The following is a 24491-nucleotide window of genomic DNA, read 5'->3' on the forward strand; positions in this document are numbered from 1 at the left end:
CCAAAAAGCTTAGGCTCAGGTTCTACCGAACTCGTCCACGATACGGATGATATCGTCTTCGCCGAGATAGGAGCCCGTCTGGACTTCGATAAGTTCCAGCAGAATCTTGCCCGGATTTGCAAGGCGATGGACTTCACCGAGCGGGATATAGACTGACTCGTTTTCGCGCAGCATCTGCACATTGTCGCCGATCGTAACTTCGGCTGTTCCCTTCACCACGATCCAATGCTCGGAACGGTGATGATGCTTCTGCAGCGACAGCTTCTTGCCGGGTGTTACGAAGATACGCTTCACCTGGAAACGATCGCCGTTGAAGATCGAGGTGTAGCCGCCCCACGGACGGTAAGATGTGGGATGGGTCTCGGTCAGCTTCGATGTCTTCTTATGGCCGGCGAGCAGCTTGACGAGCTTGCCGACTTCCTGGCTTTCCTTCAGGGGCCCGACGTAAACGGCGTCTTCGCTGGCAATAACGGCGACGTCGTCCATGCCCTGGACGGCAAGGTGAACGCCATGCGTCATCACGAGCGAGTTGCGGGTGTTGACGACCGTCGTGTTGGCCGCGGCGATATTGCCGTTTTCATCCTGAGTGCCGGTTTTCCAAACGGCATCCCAGCTACCCATGTCCGACCACTTGAAGGCGGAGGGAACGACTGCGGCCTTGGACGTCTTTTCCATGACTGCGTAATCGATGGAGATGTCGGGGCTCTTCGCGAAGTGTTCGGCATCGAGACGGGTGAAATCGAGATCACGCGTAGCCTTGGAGAGTGCCTTGTCCGCCGCCTTCAGCACATCAGGTGCATATTCCTGCATTTCGGAAAGCAGTTCGGCGACCGGGAACATGAAGATACCTGAGTTCCAGTAAAAGCCACCGGCGGTCAGCATCTGCTCGGCCTTCTCGCGAGCCGGCTTTTCGACGAAGCGCTTGACCTCGTGCGCGCCGCTTGCAAGCTGCTTGCCAACCTCGATGTAACCATAGCCGGTCGCCGGTTCCGTCGGCGTAATGCCGAAGGTGACGAGCTTGCCCTTGAGGGCTGCATCTCGTGCCGTGCGGATGGCGTCGAAATAGGCATCGTCTGCAAGGATCTCGTGATCAGAGGCCAGCATCTGAATGATGGCTTCCTTGCCGAAATGCTCGGAGGCAAGGCTCGCAGCAGCTGCCACTGCGGCAGCAGTGTTGCGGGCGACAGGCTCCAGCAATACAGCGGCGAGCGGAATATCAAGTTCGCGGGCCTGTTCCGCGACGAGGAAACGAAAGTCCTCATTCGTCACAACGACAGGGGCTTCGTAAAGCGCCGGATCGGAAACGCGAACCAGGGTTTCCTGAAACAGGGTCTTGTCCCCGACAAACTGGATGAACTGTTTCGGCGCCGTTGCGCGCGAGAGCGGCCAAAGGCGCGTGCCCTTGCCGCCAGCCATGATCACGGGAACGATTTTCTGTGTCATCGGATGCTCTTCCTTGAAATGAACGGCCAGGTTTGTCGCATGCTTACCGGGCTTCTGCCCAGCGCTTAATTCGGGTCAATCCCGCATTCAAGAGTTGTAAGGCGGCTGCCTCGCTTTCGGCTTCCACATAGCAACGCATTTCCGGCGCATTGCCGGACGGCCGAAAATGAATGATGCGGCCATCGCGCAACGTCACGCGCAAGCCGTCAATATCGCTTTTCGAGCTGACCTCGCCAATAGGCTGCAGGAATTCTGCGAGGTTGGCGTCGGATTCACGCAGGTAAGCCATCAAGGCTACGCTGGTTTCGACCGGGAAGTTCTCAAGACGATCGGCCGCCGCAAAGGGCAGTTTGTATGAAGCCGCGACGATCGAAAGCAGCTCCTTGCGGATTGCGGCGAGCGAAAGCGTTGCCAGCATAGGCAGGAAGCAGTCACGCGTGGGCAATGCTCGCACGCTGCGGCCGTTGATATCGAAGGGTGTTGCGGTCAGGAGCCCGCCGTTCGCTTCGAAGCCCATCACCAGATTCTTGCCTGCGGCAACGGCCTCTTCCATGCCGGCAATCACGAAGGGAGAGCCGACACGGGTACGAATGACTCTGAAGGATCCTGCGGCTTCAATTCCCGAATTGGAGGTGACCGGCGTGACGACGGTACCGGCACCGAGGAAATTGGCTGAAATCAATCCCAGAAGATCTCCGCGCAACGGCGTTCCGGTTTCATCGGCAACCAGCGGACGGTCGCCATCGCCATCAGTGGAAACAATCGCATCAAGGCCATGTGTAGAGGCCCAGCTCTTCAGAAGGGCGATCGTCTCTTCAGAAACGGCTTCGGTGTCGACCGGGATAAAGGTTTCGGACCGACCAAGAGCGACCACCTCGGCGCCATAATGGGCGAGAATATCGACCATCAAGTCGCGGGCGACCGTGCTGTGCTGATAGATGCCGATCTTCATGCCCAGAAGCGCACGTGCCGGCAAGAGACCCGCATTGCGCTCAAAGAAGAGCTGCAGGCACGGTGCAGAGTGATCCTCAACGGCTACAGGTTCGCTAACGACCGATTCGCCGGAGGCTTCGATTTCGGCGGCAAATCGGGTAATCGCTGCTTCGTCCGCTTTGTCGATCTCGCCGTCTGGGCGGTAGAATTTGATGCCGTTGCGGTCCGCCGGGATATGCGAACCCGTTATCATCAGGCAAGCGGCATTTCTTTCCAGGCCGTAAAGCGCAAGCGCCGGTGTCGGGACCGTGCCGCAGTCTAGAACTCTAAAGCCGAGGCTTGCGAGCGCGCCGGCGCAGTTGCCGGCAATCTCCGGGCTGGACTCCCGGAAATCACGGCCGATCAGAATGACATCGCCCTGTGCGGCTTTGTTGCTCTGCAGCAAATATTTGCCGAAAGCCATGGCATAAAGCGCCGATGCACGTCCTGTGAGATCTACCGAAAGACCACGAAGGCCGCTTGTCCCAAACTTCATGCGAAACACCCTCGCGCTGTGAACAACCGATTTCTACTGTGCTGATTTGCTTGGGTAAACAGCAAAATTAGGGCATAGTTAAAACGGCAGACGGCATAGCAAAGTATTGCCATCATTTGCGTATCGTTACCAGCACTTTTGGTAATGGTGGAGAATTTCCAATTTATGACAGTCCAAGCTCTCTTCGCATCTGCGAGATAGCAAGGCATAGCGTCACAGCCGTCGCGTATTGTGGCTCTGGGTAATTTTGCTAAAACGGCTTTCGTACATGGGTTGCATCGATCCGGGAGGTTTGCGTCGTGAACGACACGTCAGTCACTCTTGAAGAGAGTTGGAGAGCGGCGCTCGCGGGCGAGTTTGCAAGTCCCTACATGCAGCAGCTCAAGATCTTTCTCGTCGAGCAGAAGCAGCTTGGCAGACAGATTTTCCCCAAAGGCGGAGAGTATTTCCGCGCCCTGGATCTGACGCCGCTTGCGAAGGTTAAAGTCGTGATTCTTGGGCAAGATCCTTATCACGGCATCGGCCAGGCTCATGGACTCTGCTTCAGCGTTCGCCCAGGCGTGCGTATTCCGCCATCACTCGTCAATATCTACAAGGAGATGGCGACCGATCTGGGAATCTCGCCGGCGCGGCACGGCTTCCTTGAACATTGGGCCCAACAGGGCGTGCTTCTCCTCAACAGTGTGCTGACCGTGGAGGAATCTCAGGCGGCCTCGCATCAGGGCAAAGGCTGGGAACGTTTCACCGATGCGGTCATCCGCAAGGTGAACGACGAATGTGAAGCCGTCGTTTTCATGCTCTGGGGCTCCTATGCCCAAAAGAAGGCGGCTTTTGTCGACGCAAGACGGCATCTGGTGCTGAAGGCGCCGCATCCGTCGCCGCTTTCCGCCCATAACGGCTTTTTCGGATCGCGGCATTTCTCCAAGGCGAATGCGTTTCTGCAGTCGCATGGCCGTGAACCTATTGATTGGCAGCTTCCAGTCAATCCTTGAACGCTGCCGCATTGTCGTTCACAAAATGGAGACAATGCGTGTCAGCTTGCCGGACTATGAGAACCGGCTCGAAAAGCTCATCTATGACCCATAGAAAGCCCGCCTGTTGCGGGCAGAAAGAGGTCTCAAATGCTCGATCAAATCAAGGGTCTGCACCACGTTACATCGATGGCCGAGGACGCCCGGACCAACAACCAGTTCTTCACCAATGCGCTGGGCCTGCGCCGCGTCAAGAAGACCGTCAATTTCGACGCTCCCGATGTCTATCACCTCTACTATGGCGACGAAACAGGTTCCCCGGGCACGATCATGACCTATTTCCCGTTCCCGAAGATGGCGCAGGGGCGTCCGGGCACAGGTGAAGTCGGCACCACGGTCTACTCGGTTCCGCAGGGCTCGCTGGGCTTCTGGAGCGATCGCCTGACCAAGCTCAATGTCACTGGCTTGAAGACGGATGAATCCTTTGGTGAAAAACGCCTGAGTTTTGCTGGTCCCGATGGCGACGGCTTCGCACTTGTCGAGGTCAAGGATGACGCTCGTGCTCCATGGACGCACGGTGGCGTCAGCGAAGATCATGCCATCAGAGGCCTCCACTCCGTTGCCATGCGGCTGAGAGATGACGGTGCCACGGCCGAACTTCTGAAGTTCATGGGTTATGAAGTTCAGGAAGAACGCGACGGCGTCAAACGTCTCATCATTCCCGGCGGGAACGGTGCGCATCTCGTCGATCTTGAAACCATGCCCAATATTGCCCGTGCGCTTCCGGGCGCCGGTTCCGTCCACCATGTCGCTTTCGCCGTCGAAAACCGCGAGAAGCAACTCGAAGTGCGCAAGGCGCTGATGGACACGGGCTATCAGGTCACCCCGGTCATCGACCGCGATTACTTCTGGGCAATCTATTTCCGTACGCCCGGCGGCGTACTGTTCGAGATCGCCACCAACGAACCCGGCTTCGACCGCGACGAGGACACGGCTCACCTCGGCGAAGCATTGAAGCTGCCACAGCAGCATGCGCATCTGCGTGCCCTTATCGAGCAGCATCTCCAGCCGCTCGAAGCCTAAGCGGAGACAGAACGATGACGAACAATGGATATGTGCACCGGCTGCATGCCGGTGCACCCGGAAAGCCCATTCTCTTCGTGCTTCACGGGACGGGGGGTGACGAGAATCAGTTCTTCGATTTCGGCAGGCGATTGCTGCCGGAGGCGACGATCGTTTCGCCGCGCGGCGACGTATCCGAGTATGGGGCGGCGCGCTTCTTTAAGCGAACCGGCGAGGGTGTCTACGACATGGCTGACCTCGCTCGGGCGACGGACAAGATGAGTGGTTACGTCCAGGATCTGGCCTCGACGCATGGTGCATCCAGGATTCTCGGGCTAGGATTTTCGAATGGCGCCAACATTCTGGCGAACGTGCTTATCGAGAAGGGCCTGTTCGACGTGGCAGCTCTGCTTCATCCGCTTATCCCTTTTCGACCGCGCGCCAATCCCGATCTCAGCGGCCGCAGAATATTGATCACGGCGGGTCAGCGCGATCCGATCTCGCCTGTCGCGCTGACCGAAGCGCTTTCCGCCTATTTCGAGAGCCAGAATGCACAGGTGCAGACGGAATGGCATTCGGGAGGCCATGACATCCGCCCCAATGAGATTGAGGCGATCGGCGGGTTCTTTTCGGAACTGACGTGAGCAAAAAAAAATTATGCGGCGAATTTCGCCGCATAATCCATTTCAGGCTCTGCTCGAAATGTGTTCTTACGATTCGTGATAGTAGGCGGAGTAGCGGTTGTAATAATACTCGCCGGAACCATAGGAACGATAAAGCTTCAGCTTTTCCGTATCGACCTTGTTCAGCACGACGCCGATGCATTTCTGCATGAGTTCAGGCTGAACTGCGAAGGTCGTGCGAACGACGCGCCGCGATGTGCGGCCCCATTCGATAACAGCCAGAGAAGCATCGAGCATCGGGCTGATCGCACGGGCGTCGACGACCGGACCAAGCGGGGGCAGGTCGAGAACGATATAGTCGAAATGTGCCTTCAATTCATCCAGCATGTTGACCATGATGGATGAGGAAAGCAGGTCAGAGGAGTGCGGTACCCGACGCTTGACCACGGCCGGCAGGAAAGCGAGCTTAGTCTTGCTGTCGAGCAGCAGCACGTCCTTCAGTGGCCGGCCTTCCAGCAATGCTTCCAGAATACCTTGTTCCGCATGGCGGCCGATGGCGCGCGTCGCACCCGGATTGCGAAGGTCGGCGTCGATCAGCAATGTGCGTGAACCTTGCATCGCCAAGAGTTGCGCAAGGTTGATGGCGATGGTCGACTTGCCTTCGCCCGGAAGGCTGGAGATGACGCCGATAACCTTGCTGCGCGAGCTCGGATTTTCCATGTCGACAGCGATTTTGGCGCTGCGCATCGTCTCGGCGAAGGCCGACAGCGGATGATTGACCACGTAATTGGTGATCCCGTTGCCGGTTTGCAGTCCGCGGCCTGCCTCCAGATCGTTGGCGCCGTTGGCGGCTTCTTTCGCATCAACAGCGGGAACATGACCGATATATTCCAGCGACAGGACATCGCGAACCTGATCGCCGGTTCGGAAGAACCGGTCACGGAATTCTCGATAGGCACCAACGCCGCTGCCAAAGACCGCACCAAGCGCAAGCGCAAGAGCAAGGACGAGCGGCTTCTTTGGCGAGCTGGCTGATACAGGCACCTGCGGCCTGGTGATGACGCGCGCTTCCGTGATGGGGAAGGTCTGCTGTTGAGTTGCTTCCTGGAAGCGGGCCAGGAAGGTCTGGTAAAGGTTGCGATACGTGTCGGCGGTACGCTCAAGCTCGCGCAGTTGAACCTGGGTTTCTCCCGCGGCAGCCGTTACGCTGGTCGCTTGCGTAACACTGTCCTGAAGGGATTTTTCTCGGCTCTGGGCGACCTGAAGCTCACTCTGATAGCTTTCGGCAATACGATTCAGCTCTTCGAACATCAGCCGCTGGTATTCGGCCATTTCGCCCCGCAAACGAACGGCTTGAATATGATCCGGTCCCAGGCGAGCCGAGATATCGGCCTCGATCTTCGAAGCTTCGAGATACTTTTTGCGCAGGTCGTTGGAAATGGAGTTATCGAGAACGTCGGTTACGATCGCATCCGTGCGCTTGTTGTCGATGATCGATTTGACGCGTTCATATTTCGCCTGGGCTTTTGCCGTTTCGGCCTGGGCCGTAATAAGCTGGGTCGTCAATTCAGAGAGCTGCTGGTCGCTGAGAAGCTGGTATTGTCCGCCGGTGCTGACAAGCCCCTTCGCGGTACGGAACTTCTGGACCGCAAGGTCCGATTCAAGTGCCTTCTGCCGCAGTTCGTCGATGCGCTCCTGCAGCCAGTCGCTCGCGCGGCGCGTCGCCTCGTATTTTGAGTTCAGCTTGTCCACGAGGTAGGCGTCAGCGATTGCGCCCGCAATTTTTGCCGCGAGATCCGGCGACGTCGAGGTGTAGCTTACGGACAGAGCGTATGTGCGTCCCACGCGCTCGACATCCATATTGGAAACGATCTTGTCAGATGCCGCCCGTCGCTTGGCGTCCAGATCATCGGCGTCGACATCCGCGCTCGCAAACCATTTGCGGAAATTGAGCATCGAACGAAGCATGGCGATTGGCGAGGTGTCCGGCGAGGTAAAGGCCGGATTGTCCAGCAACTTTAACTTGTCTATGACGGCCAGGCTGATCGTGTCGGACTTGAACAGCTCGACTTCGCTTAATACCGATGCGTCATCCTCTACGGGAACGCCGGCATTGGAAAGTTGGCTCAGGAGCTCGCTGTTGCCACGGTCAATGAGTACGCTCGTCGCTGCAGTATATTTTGGAACTGCGGTGACGATGTAAACAATCCCTAATACAAGGAAGGCAATTGCTGCAATCGCAACCGGTCGCCATTGACGTCCGGCGATTGCGATCAGCTTTTCAACGTCGATAGTGTCTCTTGACTCAGAGTGTTCCCACTCTTCGTTTGCGTATGCCGGGACCTTATCTGGCGAAAGCAATCCGAGACCTCCATTAAGTTGCGTCATATTAGGTAAAGGGTCTGTAGGTGCGCTTAATCAAATGCTTCGAGGAAGCCAAGCGAAAGTGGGCGCACGCTACATGAACGAGTGGCGTCAATCAATGTTTAAGCTCAAGCCGGGACAAAGCGCCCCGGCATCGATACCGTCAATCTGCATCAGGCCGCATTGACGCCATATTTGCGCTGCGGTGATTTTCAGTGACTATCTTAGCATCCGGCAACGCCGCTGTGACACCCCAACCTTTATGAAATTTATGAGAGGAATTTAGCTTTTTCTCACTCTCTGGCTCTAGATTAGGCGTGTATTGATGGGTCAAAAGCGCTCCGATGTCAACGGAATCCATTAATTCTTAACGATTCGTAAGAAAATCTTTGGAGCTATCGAGCTTATGTTCGAGATAAAAATGGATGTATGGCGGCTTAATCCGTGGTGTTTATTGAATTATGCTTCCGTTACTGGTGAGTATATTTTTAATTATTTGTTAATGCCTGCCAGAAGTTCGCGGAAGGTGCGGGGCTGTCTTATGCGCGCGAGCTGCGGCTGAGCGCACTACAGGGCCTCGAGGATCAAAATAGAATGTCGAACTCTCATGTGAAGCGCCATCAAAGCTTTATAAGCCCAACTTTGTTTGGGGTGTTTCAGAAGCTCATGGGCAAAGGCAAGCCGCTGCCTCTGGTGCGCGAGCAGGCTCGACAAAGGCTCCATTTCGAGCCGGCTGATTTTTCTGCCATTTACGCTATCGGTGACATACACGGCTGTCACGGCAAGCTTCTTGAGGCCAAGCAGAAGATAATCGAAGATTTTTCGAGGTATACGGGAACGGCATTGATAGTCATGCTTGGGGATTACGTAGATCGTGGCGTGTCCTCTAAAGATGTCCTTGAGCACCTCGGCAGGCCAACACCACCCAACATAAAGCAAGTCGCCTTATGCGGTAATCACGACGACGCGTTTCTTCAATTGCTTGAGGAGCCGGACGTGCTTCGGAGCTGGTATCGCTTCGCCGGCTCGGAAACCTTGAAATCATACGGGATCGACGTTGCTTATTTGCTGAAGCATGGCAGCAATGGGGCAGCGGAGCGCGCAATAAATGATGCGGTTCCGACTCACCATAAGAAATTATTAGCCGAGATGCCGTCGATGCTCACTGTGGGTGATATCGTTTTCGTGCATGCCGGGATCAGGCCGGGTGTCGCTCTCTCCGAGCAGAGGGACAGTGATTTAATGTGGATTCGTGAGCCCTTTCTGACACGGGGCCCGGAACTGCCCTTGCTGGTGGTGCACGGTCACACGCCGGTCGCTCGACCGTTTTTTGGCAATGGCCGGATCGCTATCGATACCGGCGCATTCGCCACTGGCAGGATGACAGTGCTGCGCATCGTGAACCGCCAAGCTGTCGTGCTAAGCTGAAGCGGCCGTTTGCCTTACGGCAATTTGTCAGGATCAAAGCCGAACCAGGTGAGTGAACCTTTCTTGTTGGCCGGCAATTCGACAGCGGCCTGCTTGACGTAGGGCAGGAGGGCGGGGCTGATTGCCGTCAACGCCGGTGCGACTTTCCGCGAATCCCCTAGTCTTAAGAGAAGGCTGACGTCGCTCTCGACCGTGGTTCGAGCATTTTCAAGCGTCGTTATGTTCAGATGGTTCCAAAAGTAGAATCGGGCGAGAAGGGCAAGCTCGTCCGAAGGAGCGAGCCGTGCTGACATCGTCATCAACCGGGAAATTGCTTTCGGCTCCTGAGCGATTACGGCACGAACGATCGCAAGCCTGAGCCAAAGATTGCTATCGCTCGGCGTGCAAGAGACGGCATGGCGCATGTAGCGTTCGGCGTCGTCTGCAGCCTTGGCCCAGGCTTCGTAACCCGTGATCTCGTTGGCCGTATCCAGTCTATTCAGCACGAGTGTCGTGCCTGCCATGACGATATCCGAGCGGCAATAGTCGCCGGAGACGATCGTGTCGGTGTCGGCTGCCGTCCTTGCCAGCGTTTCAGGGCTGATCTGTCCGGATTGTTCAAGTCTCTCGGCGACAAGAAAGATATCGGCAAAGCGTGCCGACTGCCTGATATCGGCTATGGCGAAGGCCAGTAGCGCAATGACTGTCAGGCTAAAAAGGACGGATAGGGGAGAGGGAACTGACAGCGCAACCCGGGCCGTGGCCCTTCGCCGCGTTTGTCCGCTTGCCTTGGCGCGCTGAGACATGTCCTACCGGTCCGACCTGCTGCAGGAACGATCGGCTCCACTGCCGGCAACGACTCGCGCGATATAGGAGCTTTTCTTTAAATGTTGAAAGGAGAGGAGAGGCCGGACGGCCTCTCTAGATAGAAGATAGAATTACGCAAATTTTGAAAGCGGACTAAATGCTGCCGCTAACAGAGTTGTTGATGATGATCGTAAAATTGCCCCCACCTGAAGCGCCCGTCCGGAGCGAACCCACTCCTGAAGCGTTGGTCTGGAGCGAGCCTCCGCCCTGCGCGGCGCCGCCACCATCTGTGCCATCAGCCGGTCCACCCAAGCCTGACGCACCAGGGCCGCTGATGTCGCCGCCACCTGCAGGGCCTGCGCCCACGCCGCCGAGTGCTGCAACAGCGGTCTGGTTGGTCAGCGAAGCTTCAAATGCTGTGCGGAAGCTACCAAGCGCAGGGTTACTGACGATTGCTGCTGCCACGGCTGCCGCAATCTCGTCGGCAAGATCGGAGTGCTGCGGACGGCAAACGTTGACGGCACGCCCAAGGCCGGCGCCGATAGCTGCTCTCTGAGCATCGGTTGTTGCAGGATTGGCTGCCAGCGTCAGCAGCATTGCCGTGACGTTCGTTTCGGTTGCCGCAAGATCGCGAACCGAGCCAGTAAGCACGCTATCGGACGGATTGCCCGTGAGAATGCTGGCTGGCGCTGCATTAAAGGCGTCCATCTGAGAGCCGCTTGCCGCGCCCGGGCCTGAAAAGCAGTTGCCTGCAAAGGACGACGTCGCAAGGCAAAGAGTGCCGAATGCGAATACAGCCGTACCTTTCAATATATTTTTCCCTGCCCTTACCATTCCAGCCTCCAAAATATATCGGCGCTTATAACATAAACTCCGATGAGCACCAGTCCGTTCAATGTCAGGCGCTCGAAGTATCGTTTAATATATTTAATCCCCAAGATCTTGGATTGCATCGCGGGTATCGAGAGCATCGTTAGAGACGCCTCTGACCGTAGATGTAACCGAGTTCAGGATGTCCAGGAACTTCACGAGTTCAACAGTCTTGGCGTTGGAGACGTACAGGACGTCCTTGTCGGCCATGCGGAACTCCTGAACCGCGAACAGGGTCGCCGGATCACGCAAGTTTGCCCGGAAAATCACTGGCACCTCGTTGCCCTTGAAACGGCTGGTGTCGATGCTCAGGCGCTGCAAAGTGCTGCGGTCGACCTTGCGATAAACCACGACTTCGCGCGGATCTGCGCGGCTGTCGAGGAGGCCGCCGGCCTTTGCCATGGCTTCGCCAAGGGTCAGGTTCGAATCCTCGAAGTCGATGCGGTTGTTGGTACCGGAGGCGCCAAGAGCGATGAATGTACGGCGCTCATGCTCGACCGAGACCGTGTCGCCCGGCGCGAGATAGATGTTTTCGGCCGGGTTCTTCAGCAGAGTTTCGTAAGCGACGGTCGCCGTCTTGCCACGACGCTGCAGCGTCACGTTTGTCTCGATATTCGGAGTCGTGAGACCGCCAGCCTCGGAAATCGCATCCAGGATGCGATCGCCGGCCGGCGAAAGAACGATCTTTTGCGGGTCGTTGACGTCACCGACGACGGCTACTTCGGAGGAACGGCTGGTCGTGGTCGTGAGAACGACCTGCGGCTCGATAGCACGGCTCGCCAGCTTATCCTCAATATCTTGTTCAACTTCTTCCTTCATGCGGCCAGCAGCGGGAACGCGGCCTGCATAAGGAATGCTGATGGTGCCGGACTTGTCGATGGTCTGCTGAGGCAACGTGATGTAGTTGCCCGGGCGGCTGCCCGCGTCGGATGGGATGAAAAGACCGCCCGACTGAGCTTCAAAAATTGAAACCTGCACGACATCACCGAAGCCGAGCGGGATGTCCGGAGCGCCGCCTCGGCCACCGCTGAATCCGGTCCGCAGAGAGCTGGACGGAATCTTATCGAAATAGGGCAGGATTCCCTTGTTGAGATCGATCAGAACGTAGTCGATTCCAACCTTGCGCTCGGGTGTTGTGACCTTAATTGCTGCATCGCGGTCGATATCCTTGTGGTCCGGACCGGACCTAGGGAGAGAAGTGCAGCTGGAAAGCGCGATCAGCATCGATACAATGATGCTGCCGCGTCGAGTTACAGGAATGCCCATCATGACCCTACTTGGTAATAGCACTAACACCGTCTAGCCCGGTGGCAACTTAAATGACAAGTAAATATCCGACTCTGTCAGATACTGCATACCTAACAGAAGGTTATTGTGGCAATAGGGCAACATGGATTGTTCCAATTATGGTAAATTAGCGAGAGTTGATGCGTTAAGATTCTGTGGTAATTCGCATACAACTCAAACGAATATTATGATCTTCTTTAGTGGCGATTTTATGTGTCGTCAGCCTTTAAATCGTCATATTTCGAGGATCTCCGCGGGGCGCTCGATTCTCATGCCGGATGGCAGGTCCTTCTTGTTTTCACTGACCCTTTCTTCGCGCCCGCAGCAAATTGAGATAATCGTCGCGAGAAATGCGGTGAAGAATACGGCAAAACCGGGTATCTGGATCGAAAAATCGACGGCGGAATGAACTGCTGTCAACAAGGTGCCCGCGCAACCCAAAATTGAGTAGTGCCTGAGCCGACGGCGGTCCTGATAACCGCTCCAGAAGGCGCGCATGAGCACGAAAAAGATCAGGCAGGCGACGACAGGGAATATTATTCCCAGTGTCAGAAAACCCTCGAGGTAGGCGCTGTGCGCCCTGTCCACAATGCCGCCAATTCCGCAATCAGGCGTTCGATAGGCTGGAAAAACGGTGCGGAATGTGCCGAATCCGGTTCCCTGCAGCCAGTTCTGAGAGAGGGCGTGTATCGTATCGGACCAGACGCAGAAACGATCGTCATCAGCGCCTCGCTGGTCTGCACGCAGGATGGCTCGGCCGCCGAATATCGCCGCGAAAACGAGAACAAGGGCGACCGCTCCGGCTGCCGTCAACCATTTTCCGGTCGCCGAAGCGCCCGCCTGGGGATGCCGCCTGGAGCGTCTGCTTTTCCACTGACCGGCGAGATAGGGGAGGTAAATGATCGAGCCTAGGCCTGTGGCAAACAGTCCGGCACGGGATTGAGTGAGCATGAGCGCGGTCAGGCAGGAAAGGCCAAGGCCGGCGAAAAGCCAGAAACGCAGGCCCTCGTTGGATCCGCCTGGTTGCGCGGATGAAAAGCCGAAATAGGCGCGGCCGTTTTCCGAGGCAAATGTCGCCAGCATCAGAAAACTCAGCCCCAGGAAGGTCGCTGCCGTGTTGCGGTTGACGAAGACTGCAGTGAGGCTGTCGAGATAATAGCGCTTGTTTTCGGTCAGCAGCATCTTCGGAAAGAGCAAGAACTGGCCAAGTCCGAAGAGTGAAACCAAACCTGCTCCAACGGCGAGTACGATCAGAATACGCCGCGCTCGCCTGTCCGTGTCGGCGATGATGAGGCCAGTCAAAAAAGTCATGCCGGGTAGCGCTATATAGAGAAGCGAGGCGAGGGTGTCTGCCGGCGCGACCGATATCGTGTCTCTTGAGGCGCCAGCGAGCCCGTCGGCATCCTTCCAGATCGGATTGACGAGGGATGGCCAGGGGATGCGGACGGTCTGGATAACGATCCAGGCCGAGGTGATGATCAAGAGAAGCAGCGCCGAGACGAAGACCCAGCGAGCACGTCGGGGCTCACCGAAAAGCAATAGCGCCGCAAGACCCAGAGTGAACATGCAGATTGCGATGGCTGCGAACGGCTTTGCATCGACCAGGCCGAACGGAATGACCGCAGCCAGCACCACCGCGCTGTAGAGGCCGGCAAGTATGGTCTTCAATCTATCCGTCACAGACACGGCCAAACTTTGAGAGGTCGGCCGCCCCTCCGGCGCCGCTGTTTTTGTCTCTGCAAGAATTGTGCGACTTTTGCAACCCCGCACGAATCCGGTGCGACAATCGTACCAGAATTGGCCGCCACATTCGGTTGCTTCGGAAAAAAGATAGTTCGCTAAAATTGTCCAGAACGATTTAAACGGATCGAGAGCCCTGCCTCCGTATGTTCCCGTCGTTGGCTGAAGCTGGATAGAGCTTCGACCAATGGAAGCCGGATTTCAACCGGCATGGATATTCGACCGCAATGCGGTCGTCGAAACGGGGTAAGAAAATGTTTAAGCACGCGCTGGTTACTGCGGTGACGCTTGCATCTCTGTTTGCGGTTCAGACCGCGCAGGCCGCCGGTCCTGCCGGTATTGCCCGCGGATTGAAGGCCGCGCCGGCATTCAGCTATATTTCCGAAAAGCGCCGGACTACGGCACCTTTCGCCCATGTGATGTTCTGCGCGCAAAACCCCGGTGAATGCGAGGCACGCGGTGGAGCTTCGGAAATTTCGCTGAATGAATTCGCGAACAAGCAGCTTCGATCGGTCAATGCCTCGGTCAACCGTTCGATCCGCCCGGTGAACGACAGCCAGGATCAGGGCGATGTCTGGCAGGTGAACGTGAAATCGGGTGACTGCGAGGATTTCGCGCTGACGAAGCGTGATCATCTCATTGCGATGGGCTGGTCGCCGAAGGCACTGCGGATTGCGGTGACGAAGACGCCCTACGGTGAAGGACACGCGGTTCTGGTTGTCAAGACCGATCAGGGCGATCTGGTGCTCGACAACCGCACGAATGCGATCAAGGGCTGGAAGGATACGGATCTTCGCTGGCTGATGATCCAGTCGGGCGATAACCCGCGGATATGGTACGAACTCTGATTGGATTTGCTGCACCGTAAAACCAGCCGGACAGACGGTTCTTAGCCGAGCCGTTGGTTTCGTATCACGAACATGGATGGCGTGACGCCCATTGCGTCACGTTCTGGGCTCCATCAAAAAGGCGTCACTTTCCGCGGGCACAAGTTCCAGCGGCCAGATGCGGTTACGCACTCCGTTGCTGTAGGTTTCCGAATAGGCAGGCATTCCCGCAAGCAAGGTTTCGGCAAGTGCCGCACCGAGGTCAGGCAGCGACATGCGGAAGCAGGTGAGTGTCGGCTGCAGGAATCTGGCGCGGGGTTCCTCGCGGAAGCCGATAACAGCGAGATCGCGGCCGGGGACGATGCCGGCTTCGACAAGGCGGCGGTAGAGGCCGATCGCCATCAGTTCGTAGATCAAAATGATCGCTGTGGGCTTGTCCTCGATCCGCAACAGTTCGTCGCCGGCTTGATACCCGCCCTGTTCACTGGACTTCACGCGGATCACCAGCTTCGGATCATAGCCGATACCGTGCTTCTCCAGGGCCTTCCGGTAGGCATCGACAAAGATATAGCCGAGATTGATCTCCCCTGACGGTGCGGCAATCGCAATGCGGCGATGCCCCTTGCCGACGAGCCGGTCGACGGCGCAGGTCGCAACACCTTCGAAATCAAGGTCGATCCAGGTGAAGTTGCCGCCGCCGGAAGAGCTGCGACCGAGTGCGACGAAGGGGATCTTCGCCTTGACGAGCAAATCGATGCGTTTGTCGATGCGTTGAGTTGCGGAGATGATCATGGCATCGACGACACGGCGCGCCACCATACGCTTCAGATACTCGTAGGGATCCTCGTCGCTGGGGCAGGGCAGCATGACGAGATCGAGTTTATGTCGCGACAACACGCTTTGGAGCCCGCCGGTGACGCCGAGGAAGAAGTTGTCGCTGTTTTCGACCGTCTCCTTGCTGGATTCAATCATCAGGCCGATGACGTTGGTCGTTCCCTGACGAAGGCTGCGGCCGGATTGATTGGCCACGTAACCGAATTCTTGGGCGGCGGCCAGCACGCGCTTGCGGGTCTCCTCGTTGACATCGGCCTTGCCGTTCAGCGCACGCGAAACCGTCCCGATCGATATATCGAGATGTTCGGCGAGCTGGCGGATACCCTTCATCTGCAAACTTTCTTCCGGTAGGCGGATCCTCTCATCTTATTGCCATGAGAAAACGTTTACGGAAAGCATTTGCCGTGACGGCGTACTGTATTTTTGCGCGGTCCGAAAAAAAATTTGTTGCTGCATTGCCGAAGCTTTTGCCTAAGCGCCCGTTCGCATTGTGATTTTCCGCAGCAATTTGACAAACCGTGCCGGCATTGACAGCAGCAAACGTTTCCGCTTAGTATCGTAAACGTTTACGGAAGGCGTTTCGGGAGGAAATCTGAAGCGCACCGCTGGAGGAAATCGTGAAATTGAATGCCATTCTGTGCGGGTGCGGAGCTATGTCCAAAGGCTGGCTGCGTGCTATCAAGGAAACGCCCGACCTTGCCGAGGCAATCGAAGTCGTCGGCCTTGTCGACGTCAATCCGGCTGCCGCTGAGAAGCTCGCCGAGGAATTCGGCTTGAGCGCGGCTCGCATCGGCACCGATCTCGCCGCCGTCATCGCCGAAACCAAAGCAGACATCGTTTTCGATGTCGTTATCCCGACCGCTCGTTTCAACGTCGTATCGACGGCCATGAAGGCCGGTTGCCATGTGCTGAGTGAAAAGCCGATGGCGACCTCGCTTGCTGAAGGTGCAGCACTCATCGACCTTGCCGCCGAGACCGGCAAAATCCATGCGATCATTCAGAACCGCCGTTTCATATCCGGTGTGCGCCGCCTGCGTCGCTTCGTCGAGAGCGGGGCGATCGGCGAGTTGACCGGCATTCATTGTGACTTCTTCATCGCCCCGCATTTCGGTGGCTTCCGCGAAGAGATGGACAATGTCCTGTTGCTGGACATGGCGATCCACACTTTCGATGCGGCACGCTATGTGGCCGGCAAAAAGCCGCTCGCCGTCTATTGCGTTGAGCGTAATCCCAGAGGGTCCTGGTATCGCCATGGTGCCTCGGCCAATGCCACTTTCGAATTCTCCGACGATGTCGTCTTCACCTATCGCGGCTCCTGGTGTGCCGAGGGTGAGCGCACGAGCTGGGAAAGCCAGTGGCGGATCGTCGGTTCCAGGGGCATGCTGACCTGGGATGGCGAGGACGGGTTCAAGGCGGCTACCTCCGGCAATGAGACGGGCCTGCTTCACGGCTTTTCGCCTGTGGAGGTTCCCGCACCCGAGCGCGAGGAAGAAACGCATGGCCATGCCAGCGTGATCGCCAGCTTCGTCGAAGCGATCCGCACCGGCAAGCGGCCGGAGACGGCCAGTTCCGACAATATCAGAAGCCTCGCCATGGTTTTCGGTGCGATCGAAAGCGCCAAGACCGGACGTCGCGTCGAAATTTCAGCATAAGGATAGATGACGTGAGCAACCCCGCCAAAGCCATTCGCATCGGCACCATGGTCAGCGCCTCCAAGGGCGGCGCCGACAAGCGCATTGCCCAGATCGCCGATATGGGTTTCGAAAGCTTCGAGCCTTTCTTCTGGCAGACCACCAATGGCCAGGATCTCGCCGAACTCGGCAAGCGTAGCGTCGACGCAATCGGTGATCGCGACATCACCATTTCGACGCTCGGCATGTTCGGCAATCCGCTCGAGGAGACCGATATCGACCTGCAGACGCTGCAGGGCTGGAAGGATTGCATCGATAACGCCCATCACTTCGGCGCCACCTGCGTTGCCGGTTTTACCGGCCGCATCCGCAACAAGCCGCTGACCGAAAGTCTGCCGCGCTACAAGCAGATCTGGAGCGAGCTCGCCAAGCGCGCTGCCGACAAGGGCATCAAGATCGCTTTCGAAAATTGCGCCATGGACGGCAACTGGGCGACCGGCGACTGGAACATTGCCCACAATCCCGATGCCTGGGAACTGATCTTCAACGAGACGCCCGACGACAATATCGGCCTCGAATGGGAGCCGTGCCATCAGATGGTCTATCTGATCGAGCCGCTGCCGCAGATCCGCAAGTGGGCGAGCAAGATCTTCCACGTCCACGGCAAGGATGCGACCATCCGCTGGGATGTGATCAAGGAACACGGTATTTTCGGCAAGGAGAAGTTCGTCTTCATGCGCACGCCGGGCTTCGGCGACAGCAACTGGACAGACATCATTTCCGAGCTGCGGCTCGCCGGCTGGTCCGGTTCCATCGATATCGAAGGCTGGCATGACCCGGTCTATCGTGATGCGCTCGAAATGACCGGTCAGGTCTACGCGCTCAATCATCTGAAACATGCCCGGGGCGGCGATTTCGTCATCGATCCGGTGTGAGGAAACATGGCCGGCACGGAGGACATGCCGGCCATTTCAAGGGATAACCACGAAGGAGGAGAACTATGGCTATCCGCAAATTTGCAGTTCTGGGTGCGCTGGCGCTTGCTGGCGTTTCGCTCTTCGGTCTTTCCGCCAAGGCGGAAGACGTCAAGCTGACGCTGTGGTCGCTCGACAAGGACATCCAGCCGGCGCCGAACCTGGTCAAGGAATTCAATGACCAGCACAATGGCATTACCATCGAATATCGCCTGATCCAGTTCGATGACGTCGTTACCGAAGCGATGCGCGCCTATGCTACCGGCCAGGCTCCCGACATCATCGCCGTCGACAATCCCGAGCACGCGCTATTTTCATCGCGCGGCGCCTTCCTTGATCTGACCGATATGATCAAGAATTCCAAGGTCATCAAGCCCGAAAACTACTTCCCCGGACCGCTGAAGTCGGTCGAGTGGGACGGCAAATATTTCGGTGTGCCGAAGGCAACGAACACGATCGCGCTTTACTACAACAAGGACATGTTCAAGGCGAAAGGCCTTGATCCGAACAAGCCGCCGCAGACCTGGGACGAACTTGTCGAAGATGCCCGCAAGCTGACGGATCCGGCTAAGAACGTCTATGGTCTCGCCTTCTCGGCCAAGGCCAATGAGGAAGGCACCTTCCAGTTCCTGCCCTGGGCGCAGATGGGCGGCGGCAGTTATGAACACATCAATTCCGACGGTGCGGTCAAGGCGCTTGAAGTCTGGAAGACGATCATGGACGAGAAGCTTGCTTCTCCGGATACGCTGACCCGTGGCCAGTGGGATTCGACCGGCACTTTCAATTCCGGCAACGCTGCCATGGCGATTTCCGGTCCGTGGGAGCTGGACCGTATGACGAAGGAAGCCAAGTTCGACTGGGGTGTCACTCTGCTGCCGGTCCCGAAAGAAGGTGCTGAGCGTTCCTCGGCCATGGGCGACTTCAACTGGGCGGTTTTCTCGACGAGCAAACATCCGGCTGAAGCCTTCAAGGCGCTCGAATATTTCGCGTCGCAGGACGACAAGATGTTCAAGAACTTCGGCCAGCTTCCGGCCCGTTCCGATATCTCGATCCCCGAGACCGGCCAGCCGTTGAAGGATGCTGCCCTCAAGGTCTTCCTCGAACAGCTGAAATACGCCAAGCCGCGCGGCCCGCATCCGCAGTGGCCGAAGATTTCCAAGGCGATCCAGGACGCCATTCAGGCCGCACTCACCGGCCAGATGAGTCCGAAGGACGCGCTTGATCAGGCTGCCGACAAGATCAAGGCAGTGCTCGGCTAACCATCACCGGATGGCCACCGGCCATCCATCTTTTCCTCCCGGCAGGGGCTGTCTCCCGCGAAAGCGTCGGGCAGCCCCGTTCGGAGCAATGGAGGACCCATGAGAAGGATCCTTTCCAGCGTCAGGGATGGCCGCGGTTTCGATATCGTGCTCGTCGCCTTTCCGCTCGGCTTTCTGTTCCTGATGGCAGGCCTGCCGCTCATCTACAATGTGGTGATGAGCTTTCAGGAGGTTGACATGTTCAGCCTCGGTACCTTCTCACGCCCCTGGGTGGGTTTCAAGAATTACGTGGACCTCTTTGCACAGCCTGAAACGCTGCCGATCCTCTACAATACGGCGATCTTCGTCGTCGGTTCGATCGCCGGCCAGTTCTTGATAGGCTTCGGTCTGGCACTGTTCTTCTGGGTCAATTTCCCAGGCGCCTCCTGGCTGCGCGGCCTCTTTCTTGTCTCCTGGGTCATGCCTGGCCTCGTCGTTGGTGCGATCTGGAACTGGATCCTGTCAGGTGATTTCGGTGTGCTGAACTTCATCCTGAAGGAAAGCGGCATCATCTCCGGCAATATCTTCTGGCGCTCGGACCCGCACTATTCGCTCTACGCCGTCATCATCGCCAATATCTGGCTCGGCACGTCCTTCAACATGATCCTGCTGTCCGTCGGTCTCTCCGGTATCCCGGGTGATCTCTATGAGGCCGCCGAACTTGACGGTGCCACGGCCTGGCAGCGCTTCTGGACGATCACGCTGCCGATGATGCGCTCGACGATTGGCGCCATCATTGCGCTCGGGCTGATCTTCACGCTGCAGCAGTTCGACCTCTTTGCCGCCATCACTTCAGGCGGACCAAACAACTCCTCCAACGTCACGCAATACTGGGCCTGGGATTTGTCTTTCCGCCAATACGATTTCGCCAAGGGCGCGACCATTTCCGTCATCATGATCGTCTTCGTGATGTTCGCCTCTGTCGTCTACGTGCGCTCAACCCGCCATGAGGTGCGCGGATGAGCGAGACTGCACGCAATCGATTGATGCTCGTGATCGCCATCATCATGGCGGCGATCTACCTTTTCCCGCTCTATTGGATGTACATCACCGCGCTGAAGAGCGGTTCGGAGATGTTCGCCACACCCCCGAGCTTCTGGCCGGCCTCGCCGCAATGGAGCACCTATACCTATGTCTGGGAAAGCCGGAACATGGGGCTCTATCTCTGGAACTCGCTGGTGATCGCGATTGGCGCAGTCGTTATCATCACGGTGCTCGGCGTTGGCTGCGCCTATGTGCTGGCGCGCTACCGCAACATCTGGGTGGATATCGGCCTCTTTCTTATTCTCATGCTGCAGGTTCTGCCGGCTTCGCTGATGATCACGCCGATCTTTGTCGGCTTCTCGCAGATCGGCATGCTGAATTATCCGCGGCTTGCCGTCATCATCGCCATTGCCGCGAAAAGCATGCCGTTCTTCGTCGTGTTGGTGCGCGCCACGTTCATGGCGGTTCCGATGGAGCTCGAAGAGGCGGCCCTCGTCGACGGCAATTCACGTGTCGGCGCCTTCTTCAATATCGTGCTCCCGCTTGCCCGTAACGGCATTTTGGTCAGCGCTATCCTCATCTTCATGCAGGCCTTCGGCGAGTTCGTCTATTCCAAGTCGATGATCCAGGCCGCCGAGCTTCAGCCGGCAAGCGTCGGGCTCAATTCCTTCATGGGGCCGAATACCAATGAATGGAACAACATCATGGCCTACGCCACGATGTATGTGACGCCGATCCTCGCCATCTTCGTTCTCTTGCAGCGCCGCATCGTATCCGGCCTCACTTCGGGAGCCCTCAAATGACCCCACAGATCGAGCTTGCCGGCGTCAACAAATATTACGGCGCCTTCCATGCCTTGAAGAATATCGACCTTTCCATCGCCAAGGGCACCTTCGTCGCACTCGTTGGCCCTTCCGGCTGCGGCAAGTCGACCCTGCTGCGTTCGCTCGCCGGACTGGAGACCATTTCCGATGGCAGCCTGAAGATTGCCGGCGAGATGATGAACGGGGTGCCGCCGCGTAAACGCGATGTTGCCATGGTATTCCAGTCCTATGCGCTTTATCCGCATATGACCGTTGAGGAAAACCTCACCTACAGCCTGCGCATGCGTGGCGTTGCAAAGGCGGAGGCGAAGAAGGCGGCCGAGGAGGTCGCCGCCACCACAGGCCTTTCGCATCTGCTGAAGCGCTATCCGCGTGAGCTTTCCGGCGGTCAGCGCCAACGCGTTGCCATGAGCCGTGCCATCATCCGCCACCCGAAGGCGTTCCTTTTCGACGAACCCCTGTCGAACCTCGATGCGGCGCTGCGCGTCCATATGCGCAAGGAGATCCGCGCGCTGCACGATCGTCTGCACGCGACCTCGGTCTATGTAACGCATGACCAGATCGAAGCGATGACCATGGCCGATCATGTCGTCGTCATGCGCGACGGCATCATCGAACAACAGGGCCGTCCGCTTGATCTCTATGACCGGCCTGCCAACAAATTCGTCGCAGGTTTCATTGGTTCACCTGCGATGAACTTCATTCCGGCCGTGGCCGGCGAGGATGGAAAAAGCCTGACGCTCGATCTCGGCGCGGTCAGGCAGCAGATTGCCATCGATCATCAGATCCAGCCGGGCCGCAAGGTCACCGCCGGCATCCGGCCTGAGCATATCGGCATCACCAATCAGGGGCAGGGGAGCTTTGACGTGCCGGTCGCGGTCGTTGAATCCACGGGCTCATCGACCTTCATCACCGCGGCTACGACACCCGAAATGACGATCGTCGAAACGGGCAGAGGATCGGTTCAGCCGGGCCAGACGATCGGCGTCACTGTCGATCCGGTACAGGTGCATCTCTTTGATGAGACGAGCGGCATCAGAATTTGATGTCGCATTTAAGTCAGGTCCCCGCAGCTATCCACTGCGGGATCCTGCTTGGCCATGATTTATCAGCGACAAATCTGAATGCTCTCGGCGGCCATGTGCGTCGGCCGAGCCATCGCTATGCTTATTGAGCGAGCGAAGCCGTCGCGGCCTTCTTGGCTGCAACTTCCGTATCATGCGGTCGTTCGCTGGAGTTTGCCCATACAGCCACAGCAAGTCCTGCAACGATGAAATAGGGCAGTTTGCTTGAAAGCTTCAGCTTGCCGGAAACGGCATTGCCGCGGGTGCATTCAAAGCCGGACATTTCTGGGGTCATCAGTACCTGTCTCGTGTGAATATCACGTCGCATACATAGTACATGCGGTGATTCGAATGAACCCCCAGATTAGGGGATATACACGAGGTTGTTGATGTTGGGCAGATCAGTGCCCGCTGGGGTGGCTTGAGCCTTCACCGAGGTCGATCTTGCGCAGAATGAAGGCGAGCGGCAAAACTGCCAGCGACAGCCACATCAATGTGTGAAAGACGTCGATATAGGCAAGATAGCTAGCCTGGCTCTGCACCTGTTGGCCGATCCAGCCTAGGGCCTGCGATTGTGCATCGATCGCTCCGTTTCCTCTGTCGGCAAAATATTGGGTCGCCCCCTGCAGCGCATGATTGTAGGCGGGGTCGGAGGGGATGATGTGCTCGACCAACCGGCTTTGATGCCATTGTTCACGATGGGCAAGCACGTTGGATGCGATTGAAACACCAATAGAGCCGCCGGTATTGCGCGCCGCATTGATGAGGGCCGATGCCTGGTCGGTCTGGTCCGGCCTGAGGCCGTCATAGGAAGCTGCGGTCATGGGAATGAAGATCAGCGGAAGGCCGAAGCCGAGATAGATGCGCGACCAGACGAAAAAACCGAAGTTCAAATCGGCATTGAGGCGCGTCATGTCATACATTGCAGCTGCAATGATTGCCGTGCCGATGGCGATCAGATATTTCGGCTGGACCTTGTTGGAGATCCGGCCCGCCACGAACATCATGAACATCGTGACCAGGCCGCCGGGCGAGAGCGCAAGCCCGGCCCAGGTCGCTGTATAGCCGAAATTCTGCTGCAGGACCTGCGGAATGAACTGGGTTGTGGCGATCAGGATCGCGCCCGTTGCCAGCATGACGATGAAGCAGGAACCGAATTGCCGGCTTGCCAGCAAGCGCAGGTCGACGACGGGATTGGTCGCTTTCATCAGCCATGGAATCGCAAGAAGAAAAGCTGCGATGCAGATTGCCGTCGCACCGATGATGAAGTTCGAGTCGAACCAGTCTTCCGTCTGACCTCGGTCGAGAACCAATTCGAGCGCGCCGAGAAAGGTCGCGACCAGCAGGAAGCCGACAATATCGAAGCGCACGCCCTTCCGGCGCATCCGCGCGCGCTCCTGACGCAGCGAGTCCGGTTCGTCCACGAGGAAATAGACGAGGATGAAGGCAAAGAGGCCGACGGGTCCGTTGATCAGGAAGCACCAGTGCCAGGAGAAATTGTCCGAAAGGTAGCCGCCGAGCGTCGGGCCGACGACGGGAGCGACAACAACGGCAACGCCGAAGAGTGCAAATGCCTGGCTGCGCTTCGATGGCGGAAAGGAATCGGCGAGGATCGACTGGGAGATCGGCACCATGCCGCCGCCTGCGAAGCCTTGGATCATGCGAAAGATCAGCAGGGATTGCAGGTTCCAGGCGAGGCCGCAGCAGAGAGAGACAATGGTGAAGGTCGCAAGGCACAGAAGATAGAAGCGCCGTCTCCCGTAGCGCTTGGCAATGAAACTGCTGGCGACGAGAATGATGGCGTTGGACACGAGATAGGTGGTTACGACCCATGACGCTTCATCGGCGCTGACGGCAAGGCCGCCGGAGATGTAGCGCAGCGCCACATTGGCAATCGTCGTATCCAGAACTTCCATGAAGGTCGCGAGCGAAACGACGAGCGCGATCAGCCACGGATTGGCGATCCTGGCACCAGATGCCGGCGTGCCATCGGCTGTCGTGGCTTCGGTCATG

21 protein-coding genes are annotated in these 24491 nt (G+C 57.4%); 11 read left to right on the plus strand and 10 right to left on the minus strand.

What is annotated here, in order from left to right:
- Nucleotides 1-15 precede the first annotated feature (15 nt).
- Together LVY75_03115 and LVY75_03120 are read right to left on the minus strand one after the other, a co-directional pair.
- Nucleotides 16-1443, minus strand: a complete 1428-nt coding sequence (locus LVY75_03115) for a mannose-1-phosphate guanylyltransferase/mannose-6-phosphate isomerase (GenBank protein XAZ20969.1) — start codon at nucleotides 1441-1443, stop codon at nucleotides 16-18.
- 43 nt (nucleotides 1444-1486) lie between these two features.
- Nucleotides 1487-2911 carry a phosphomannomutase gene (locus LVY75_03120; protein XAZ20970.1) on the minus strand — a complete coding sequence of 475 codons (1425 nt, stop codon included), beginning with the start codon at nucleotides 2909-2911 and terminating at the stop codon, nucleotides 1487-1489.
- A 299-nt stretch (nucleotides 2912-3210) separates the two neighbouring features.
- Here LVY75_03120 and ung point away from each other — a divergent pair, with 299 nt between their 5' ends.
- The 3 genes from ung to LVY75_03135 all read left to right on the plus strand — a co-directional run bounded on the left by ung (nucleotide 3211) and on the right by LVY75_03135 (nucleotide 5588).
- Nucleotides 3211-3903 (plus strand): uracil-DNA glycosylase, encoded by a 693-nt coding sequence (gene ung, locus LVY75_03125; GenBank protein XAZ20971.1) that lies wholly within the window; start codon nucleotides 3211-3213, stop codon nucleotides 3901-3903.
- A 129-nt stretch (nucleotides 3904-4032) separates the two neighbouring features.
- Nucleotides 4033-4965 carry a VOC family protein gene (locus LVY75_03130; GenBank protein ID XAZ20972.1) on the plus strand — a complete coding sequence of 311 codons (933 nt, stop codon included), beginning with the start codon at nucleotides 4033-4035 and terminating at the stop codon, nucleotides 4963-4965.
- A 14-nt stretch (nucleotides 4966-4979) separates the two neighbouring features.
- On the plus strand, nucleotides 4980-5588 hold the full coding sequence (locus LVY75_03135; GenBank protein XAZ20973.1) for an alpha/beta hydrolase: 609 nt from the start codon (nucleotides 4980-4982) through the stop codon (nucleotides 5586-5588).
- A 66-nt stretch (nucleotides 5589-5654) separates the two neighbouring features.
- Here LVY75_03135 and LVY75_03140 read toward each other — a convergent pair whose 3' ends face one another.
- Nucleotides 5655-7859, minus strand: coding sequence for a polysaccharide biosynthesis tyrosine autokinase (locus LVY75_03140; protein XAZ21303.1), 2205 nt, complete (start codon nucleotides 7857-7859; stop codon nucleotides 5655-5657).
- 666 nt (nucleotides 7860-8525) lie between these two features.
- On the opposite strand from LVY75_03140, the gene LVY75_03145 reads away from it, so the two are divergent.
- Complete coding sequence (locus LVY75_03145; protein XAZ20974.1) at nucleotides 8526-9359, plus strand: metallophosphoesterase; 834 nt, start codon at nucleotides 8526-8528, stop codon at nucleotides 9357-9359.
- A gap of 14 nt (nucleotides 9360-9373) precedes the next feature.
- On the opposite strand, the gene LVY75_03150 is transcribed toward LVY75_03145, so the two are convergent.
- The 4 genes from LVY75_03150 to LVY75_03165 form a co-directional block, all read right to left on the minus strand.
- A complete protein-coding gene (locus LVY75_03150; GenBank protein ID XAZ20975.1) occupies nucleotides 9374-10144 on the minus strand; it encodes a hypothetical protein in 771 nt (256 codons plus the stop codon).
- Nucleotides 10145-10298: 154 nt separating this feature from the next.
- Nucleotides 10299-10853: a hypothetical protein gene (locus LVY75_03155; protein ID XAZ20976.1), complete on the minus strand. Its 555-nt coding sequence runs from the start codon at nucleotides 10851-10853 to the stop codon at nucleotides 10299-10301.
- A gap of 219 nt (nucleotides 10854-11072) precedes the next feature.
- Nucleotides 11073-12281, minus strand: a complete 1209-nt coding sequence (locus LVY75_03160) for a polysaccharide export protein (protein ID XAZ21304.1) — start codon at nucleotides 12279-12281, stop codon at nucleotides 11073-11075.
- A gap of 255 nt (nucleotides 12282-12536) precedes the next feature.
- Nucleotides 12537-13970: an O-antigen ligase family protein gene (locus tag LVY75_03165; protein ID XAZ20977.1), complete on the minus strand. Its 1434-nt coding sequence runs from the start codon at nucleotides 13968-13970 to the stop codon at nucleotides 12537-12539.
- 326 nt (nucleotides 13971-14296) lie between these two features.
- On the opposite strand from LVY75_03165, the gene LVY75_03170 reads away from it, so the two are divergent.
- Complete coding sequence (locus tag LVY75_03170) at nucleotides 14297-14890, plus strand: transglutaminase-like cysteine peptidase (GenBank protein ID XAZ20978.1); 594 nt, start codon at nucleotides 14297-14299, stop codon at nucleotides 14888-14890.
- Between the two features lie 96 nt (nucleotides 14891-14986).
- Here the strand turns inward: LVY75_03170 and LVY75_03175 are convergent, their stop codons facing one another.
- Nucleotides 14987-16033 (minus strand): substrate-binding domain-containing protein, encoded by a 1047-nt coding sequence (locus tag LVY75_03175; GenBank protein ID XAZ20979.1) that lies wholly within the window; start codon nucleotides 16031-16033, stop codon nucleotides 14987-14989.
- 287 nt (nucleotides 16034-16320) lie between these two features.
- Here LVY75_03175 and LVY75_03180 point away from each other — a divergent pair, with 287 nt between their 5' ends.
- The 6 genes from LVY75_03180 (at nucleotide 16321) to LVY75_03205 (ending at nucleotide 22460) form a co-directional block, all read left to right on the plus strand.
- The gene (locus LVY75_03180) at nucleotides 16321-17355 is read left to right on the plus strand and encodes a Gfo/Idh/MocA family oxidoreductase (GenBank protein ID XAZ20980.1); all 1035 of its coding nucleotides are present in this window, start codon (nucleotides 16321-16323) and stop codon (nucleotides 17353-17355) included.
- 11 nt (nucleotides 17356-17366) lie between these two features.
- Nucleotides 17367-18269 (plus strand): sugar phosphate isomerase/epimerase, encoded by a 903-nt coding sequence (locus tag LVY75_03185; protein XAZ20981.1) that lies wholly within the window; start codon nucleotides 17367-17369, stop codon nucleotides 18267-18269.
- Nucleotides 18270-18334: 65 nt separating this feature from the next.
- The gene (locus LVY75_03190; GenBank protein ID XAZ20982.1) at nucleotides 18335-19567 is read left to right on the plus strand and encodes a sugar ABC transporter substrate-binding protein; all 1233 of its coding nucleotides are present in this window, start codon (nucleotides 18335-18337) and stop codon (nucleotides 19565-19567) included.
- A gap of 99 nt (nucleotides 19568-19666) precedes the next feature.
- Entirely contained in the window at nucleotides 19667-20569 is a 903-nt protein-coding gene (locus LVY75_03195; protein ID XAZ20983.1) for a sugar ABC transporter permease, read from the plus strand.
- Nucleotides 20566-21393: a carbohydrate ABC transporter permease gene (locus LVY75_03200; GenBank protein ID XAZ20984.1), complete on the plus strand. Its 828-nt coding sequence runs from the start codon at nucleotides 20566-20568 to the stop codon at nucleotides 21391-21393. The genes LVY75_03195 and LVY75_03200 overlap by 4 nt, the downstream gene beginning before the upstream one ends.
- Nucleotides 21390-22460: an ABC transporter ATP-binding protein gene (locus LVY75_03205; protein XAZ20985.1), complete on the plus strand. Its 1071-nt coding sequence runs from the start codon at nucleotides 21390-21392 to the stop codon at nucleotides 22458-22460. Before LVY75_03200 ends, LVY75_03205 begins: the two co-directional genes overlap by 4 nt.
- A 121-nt stretch (nucleotides 22461-22581) precedes the next feature.
- On the opposite strand, the gene LVY75_03210 is transcribed toward LVY75_03205, so the two are convergent.
- Together LVY75_03210 and LVY75_03215 are read right to left on the minus strand one after the other, a co-directional pair.
- Nucleotides 22582-22773: a hypothetical protein gene (locus tag LVY75_03210; protein ID XAZ20986.1), complete on the minus strand. Its 192-nt coding sequence runs from the start codon at nucleotides 22771-22773 to the stop codon at nucleotides 22582-22584.
- 106 nt (nucleotides 22774-22879) lie between these two features.
- Nucleotides 22880-24490, minus strand: a complete 1611-nt coding sequence (locus LVY75_03215) for a DHA2 family efflux MFS transporter permease subunit (protein ID XAZ20987.1) — start codon at nucleotides 24488-24490, stop codon at nucleotides 22880-22882.
- Nucleotide 24491 lies beyond the last annotated feature (1 nt).

The sequence above is a fragment of the Sinorhizobium sp. B11 genome (assembly GCA_039725955.1).
In the GTDB taxonomy this organism is placed as follows: Bacteria; Pseudomonadota; Alphaproteobacteria; order Rhizobiales; family Rhizobiaceae; genus Rhizobium.

Bases quoted from the DNA above. Each gene is read 5' to 3' on its own strand.
- LVY75_03115 (XAZ20969.1), bottom strand. From the start codon at position 1,443: ATGACACAGAAAATCGTTCCCGTGATCATGGCTGGCGGCAAGGGCACG.
- LVY75_03120 (XAZ20970.1), bottom strand. From the start codon at position 2,911: ATGAAGTTTGGGACAAGCGGCCTTCGTGGTCTTTCGGTAGATCTCACA.
- LVY75_03130 (XAZ20972.1), top strand. From the start codon at position 4,033: ATGCTCGATCAAATCAAGGGTCTGCACCACGTTACATCGATGGCCGAG.
- LVY75_03135 (XAZ20973.1), top strand. From the start codon at position 4,980: ATGACGAACAATGGATATGTGCACCGGCTGCATGCCGGTGCACCCGGA.
- LVY75_03145 (XAZ20974.1), top strand. From the start codon at position 8,526: ATGTCGAACTCTCATGTGAAGCGCCATCAAAGCTTTATAAGCCCAACT.
- LVY75_03150 (XAZ20975.1), bottom strand. From the start codon at position 10,144: ATGTCTCAGCGCGCCAAGGCAAGCGGACAAACGCGGCGAAGGGCCACG.
- LVY75_03155 (XAZ20976.1), bottom strand. From the start codon at position 10,853: ATGGACGCCTTTAATGCAGCGCCAGCCAGCATTCTCACGGGCAATCCG.
- LVY75_03160 (XAZ21304.1), bottom strand. From the start codon at position 12,281: ATGGGCATTCCTGTAACTCGACGCGGCAGCATCATTGTATCGATGCTG.
- LVY75_03170 (XAZ20978.1), top strand. From the start codon at position 14,297: ATGTTTAAGCACGCGCTGGTTACTGCGGTGACGCTTGCATCTCTGTTT.
- LVY75_03175 (XAZ20979.1), bottom strand. From the start codon at position 16,033: ATGAAGGGTATCCGCCAGCTCGCCGAACATCTCGATATATCGATCGGG.
- LVY75_03190 (XAZ20982.1), top strand. From the start codon at position 18,335: ATGGCTATCCGCAAATTTGCAGTTCTGGGTGCGCTGGCGCTTGCTGGC.
- LVY75_03195 (XAZ20983.1), top strand. From the start codon at position 19,667: ATGAGAAGGATCCTTTCCAGCGTCAGGGATGGCCGCGGTTTCGATATC.
- LVY75_03200 (XAZ20984.1), top strand. From the start codon at position 20,566: ATGAGCGAGACTGCACGCAATCGATTGATGCTCGTGATCGCCATCATC.
- LVY75_03205 (XAZ20985.1), top strand. From the start codon at position 21,390: ATGACCCCACAGATCGAGCTTGCCGGCGTCAACAAATATTACGGCGCC.
- LVY75_03210 (XAZ20986.1), bottom strand. From the start codon at position 22,773: ATGACCCCAGAAATGTCCGGCTTTGAATGCACCCGCGGCAATGCCGTT.
- LVY75_03215 (XAZ20987.1), bottom strand. From the start codon at position 24,490: ATGACCGAAGCCACGACAGCCGATGGCACGCCGGCATCTGGTGCCAGG.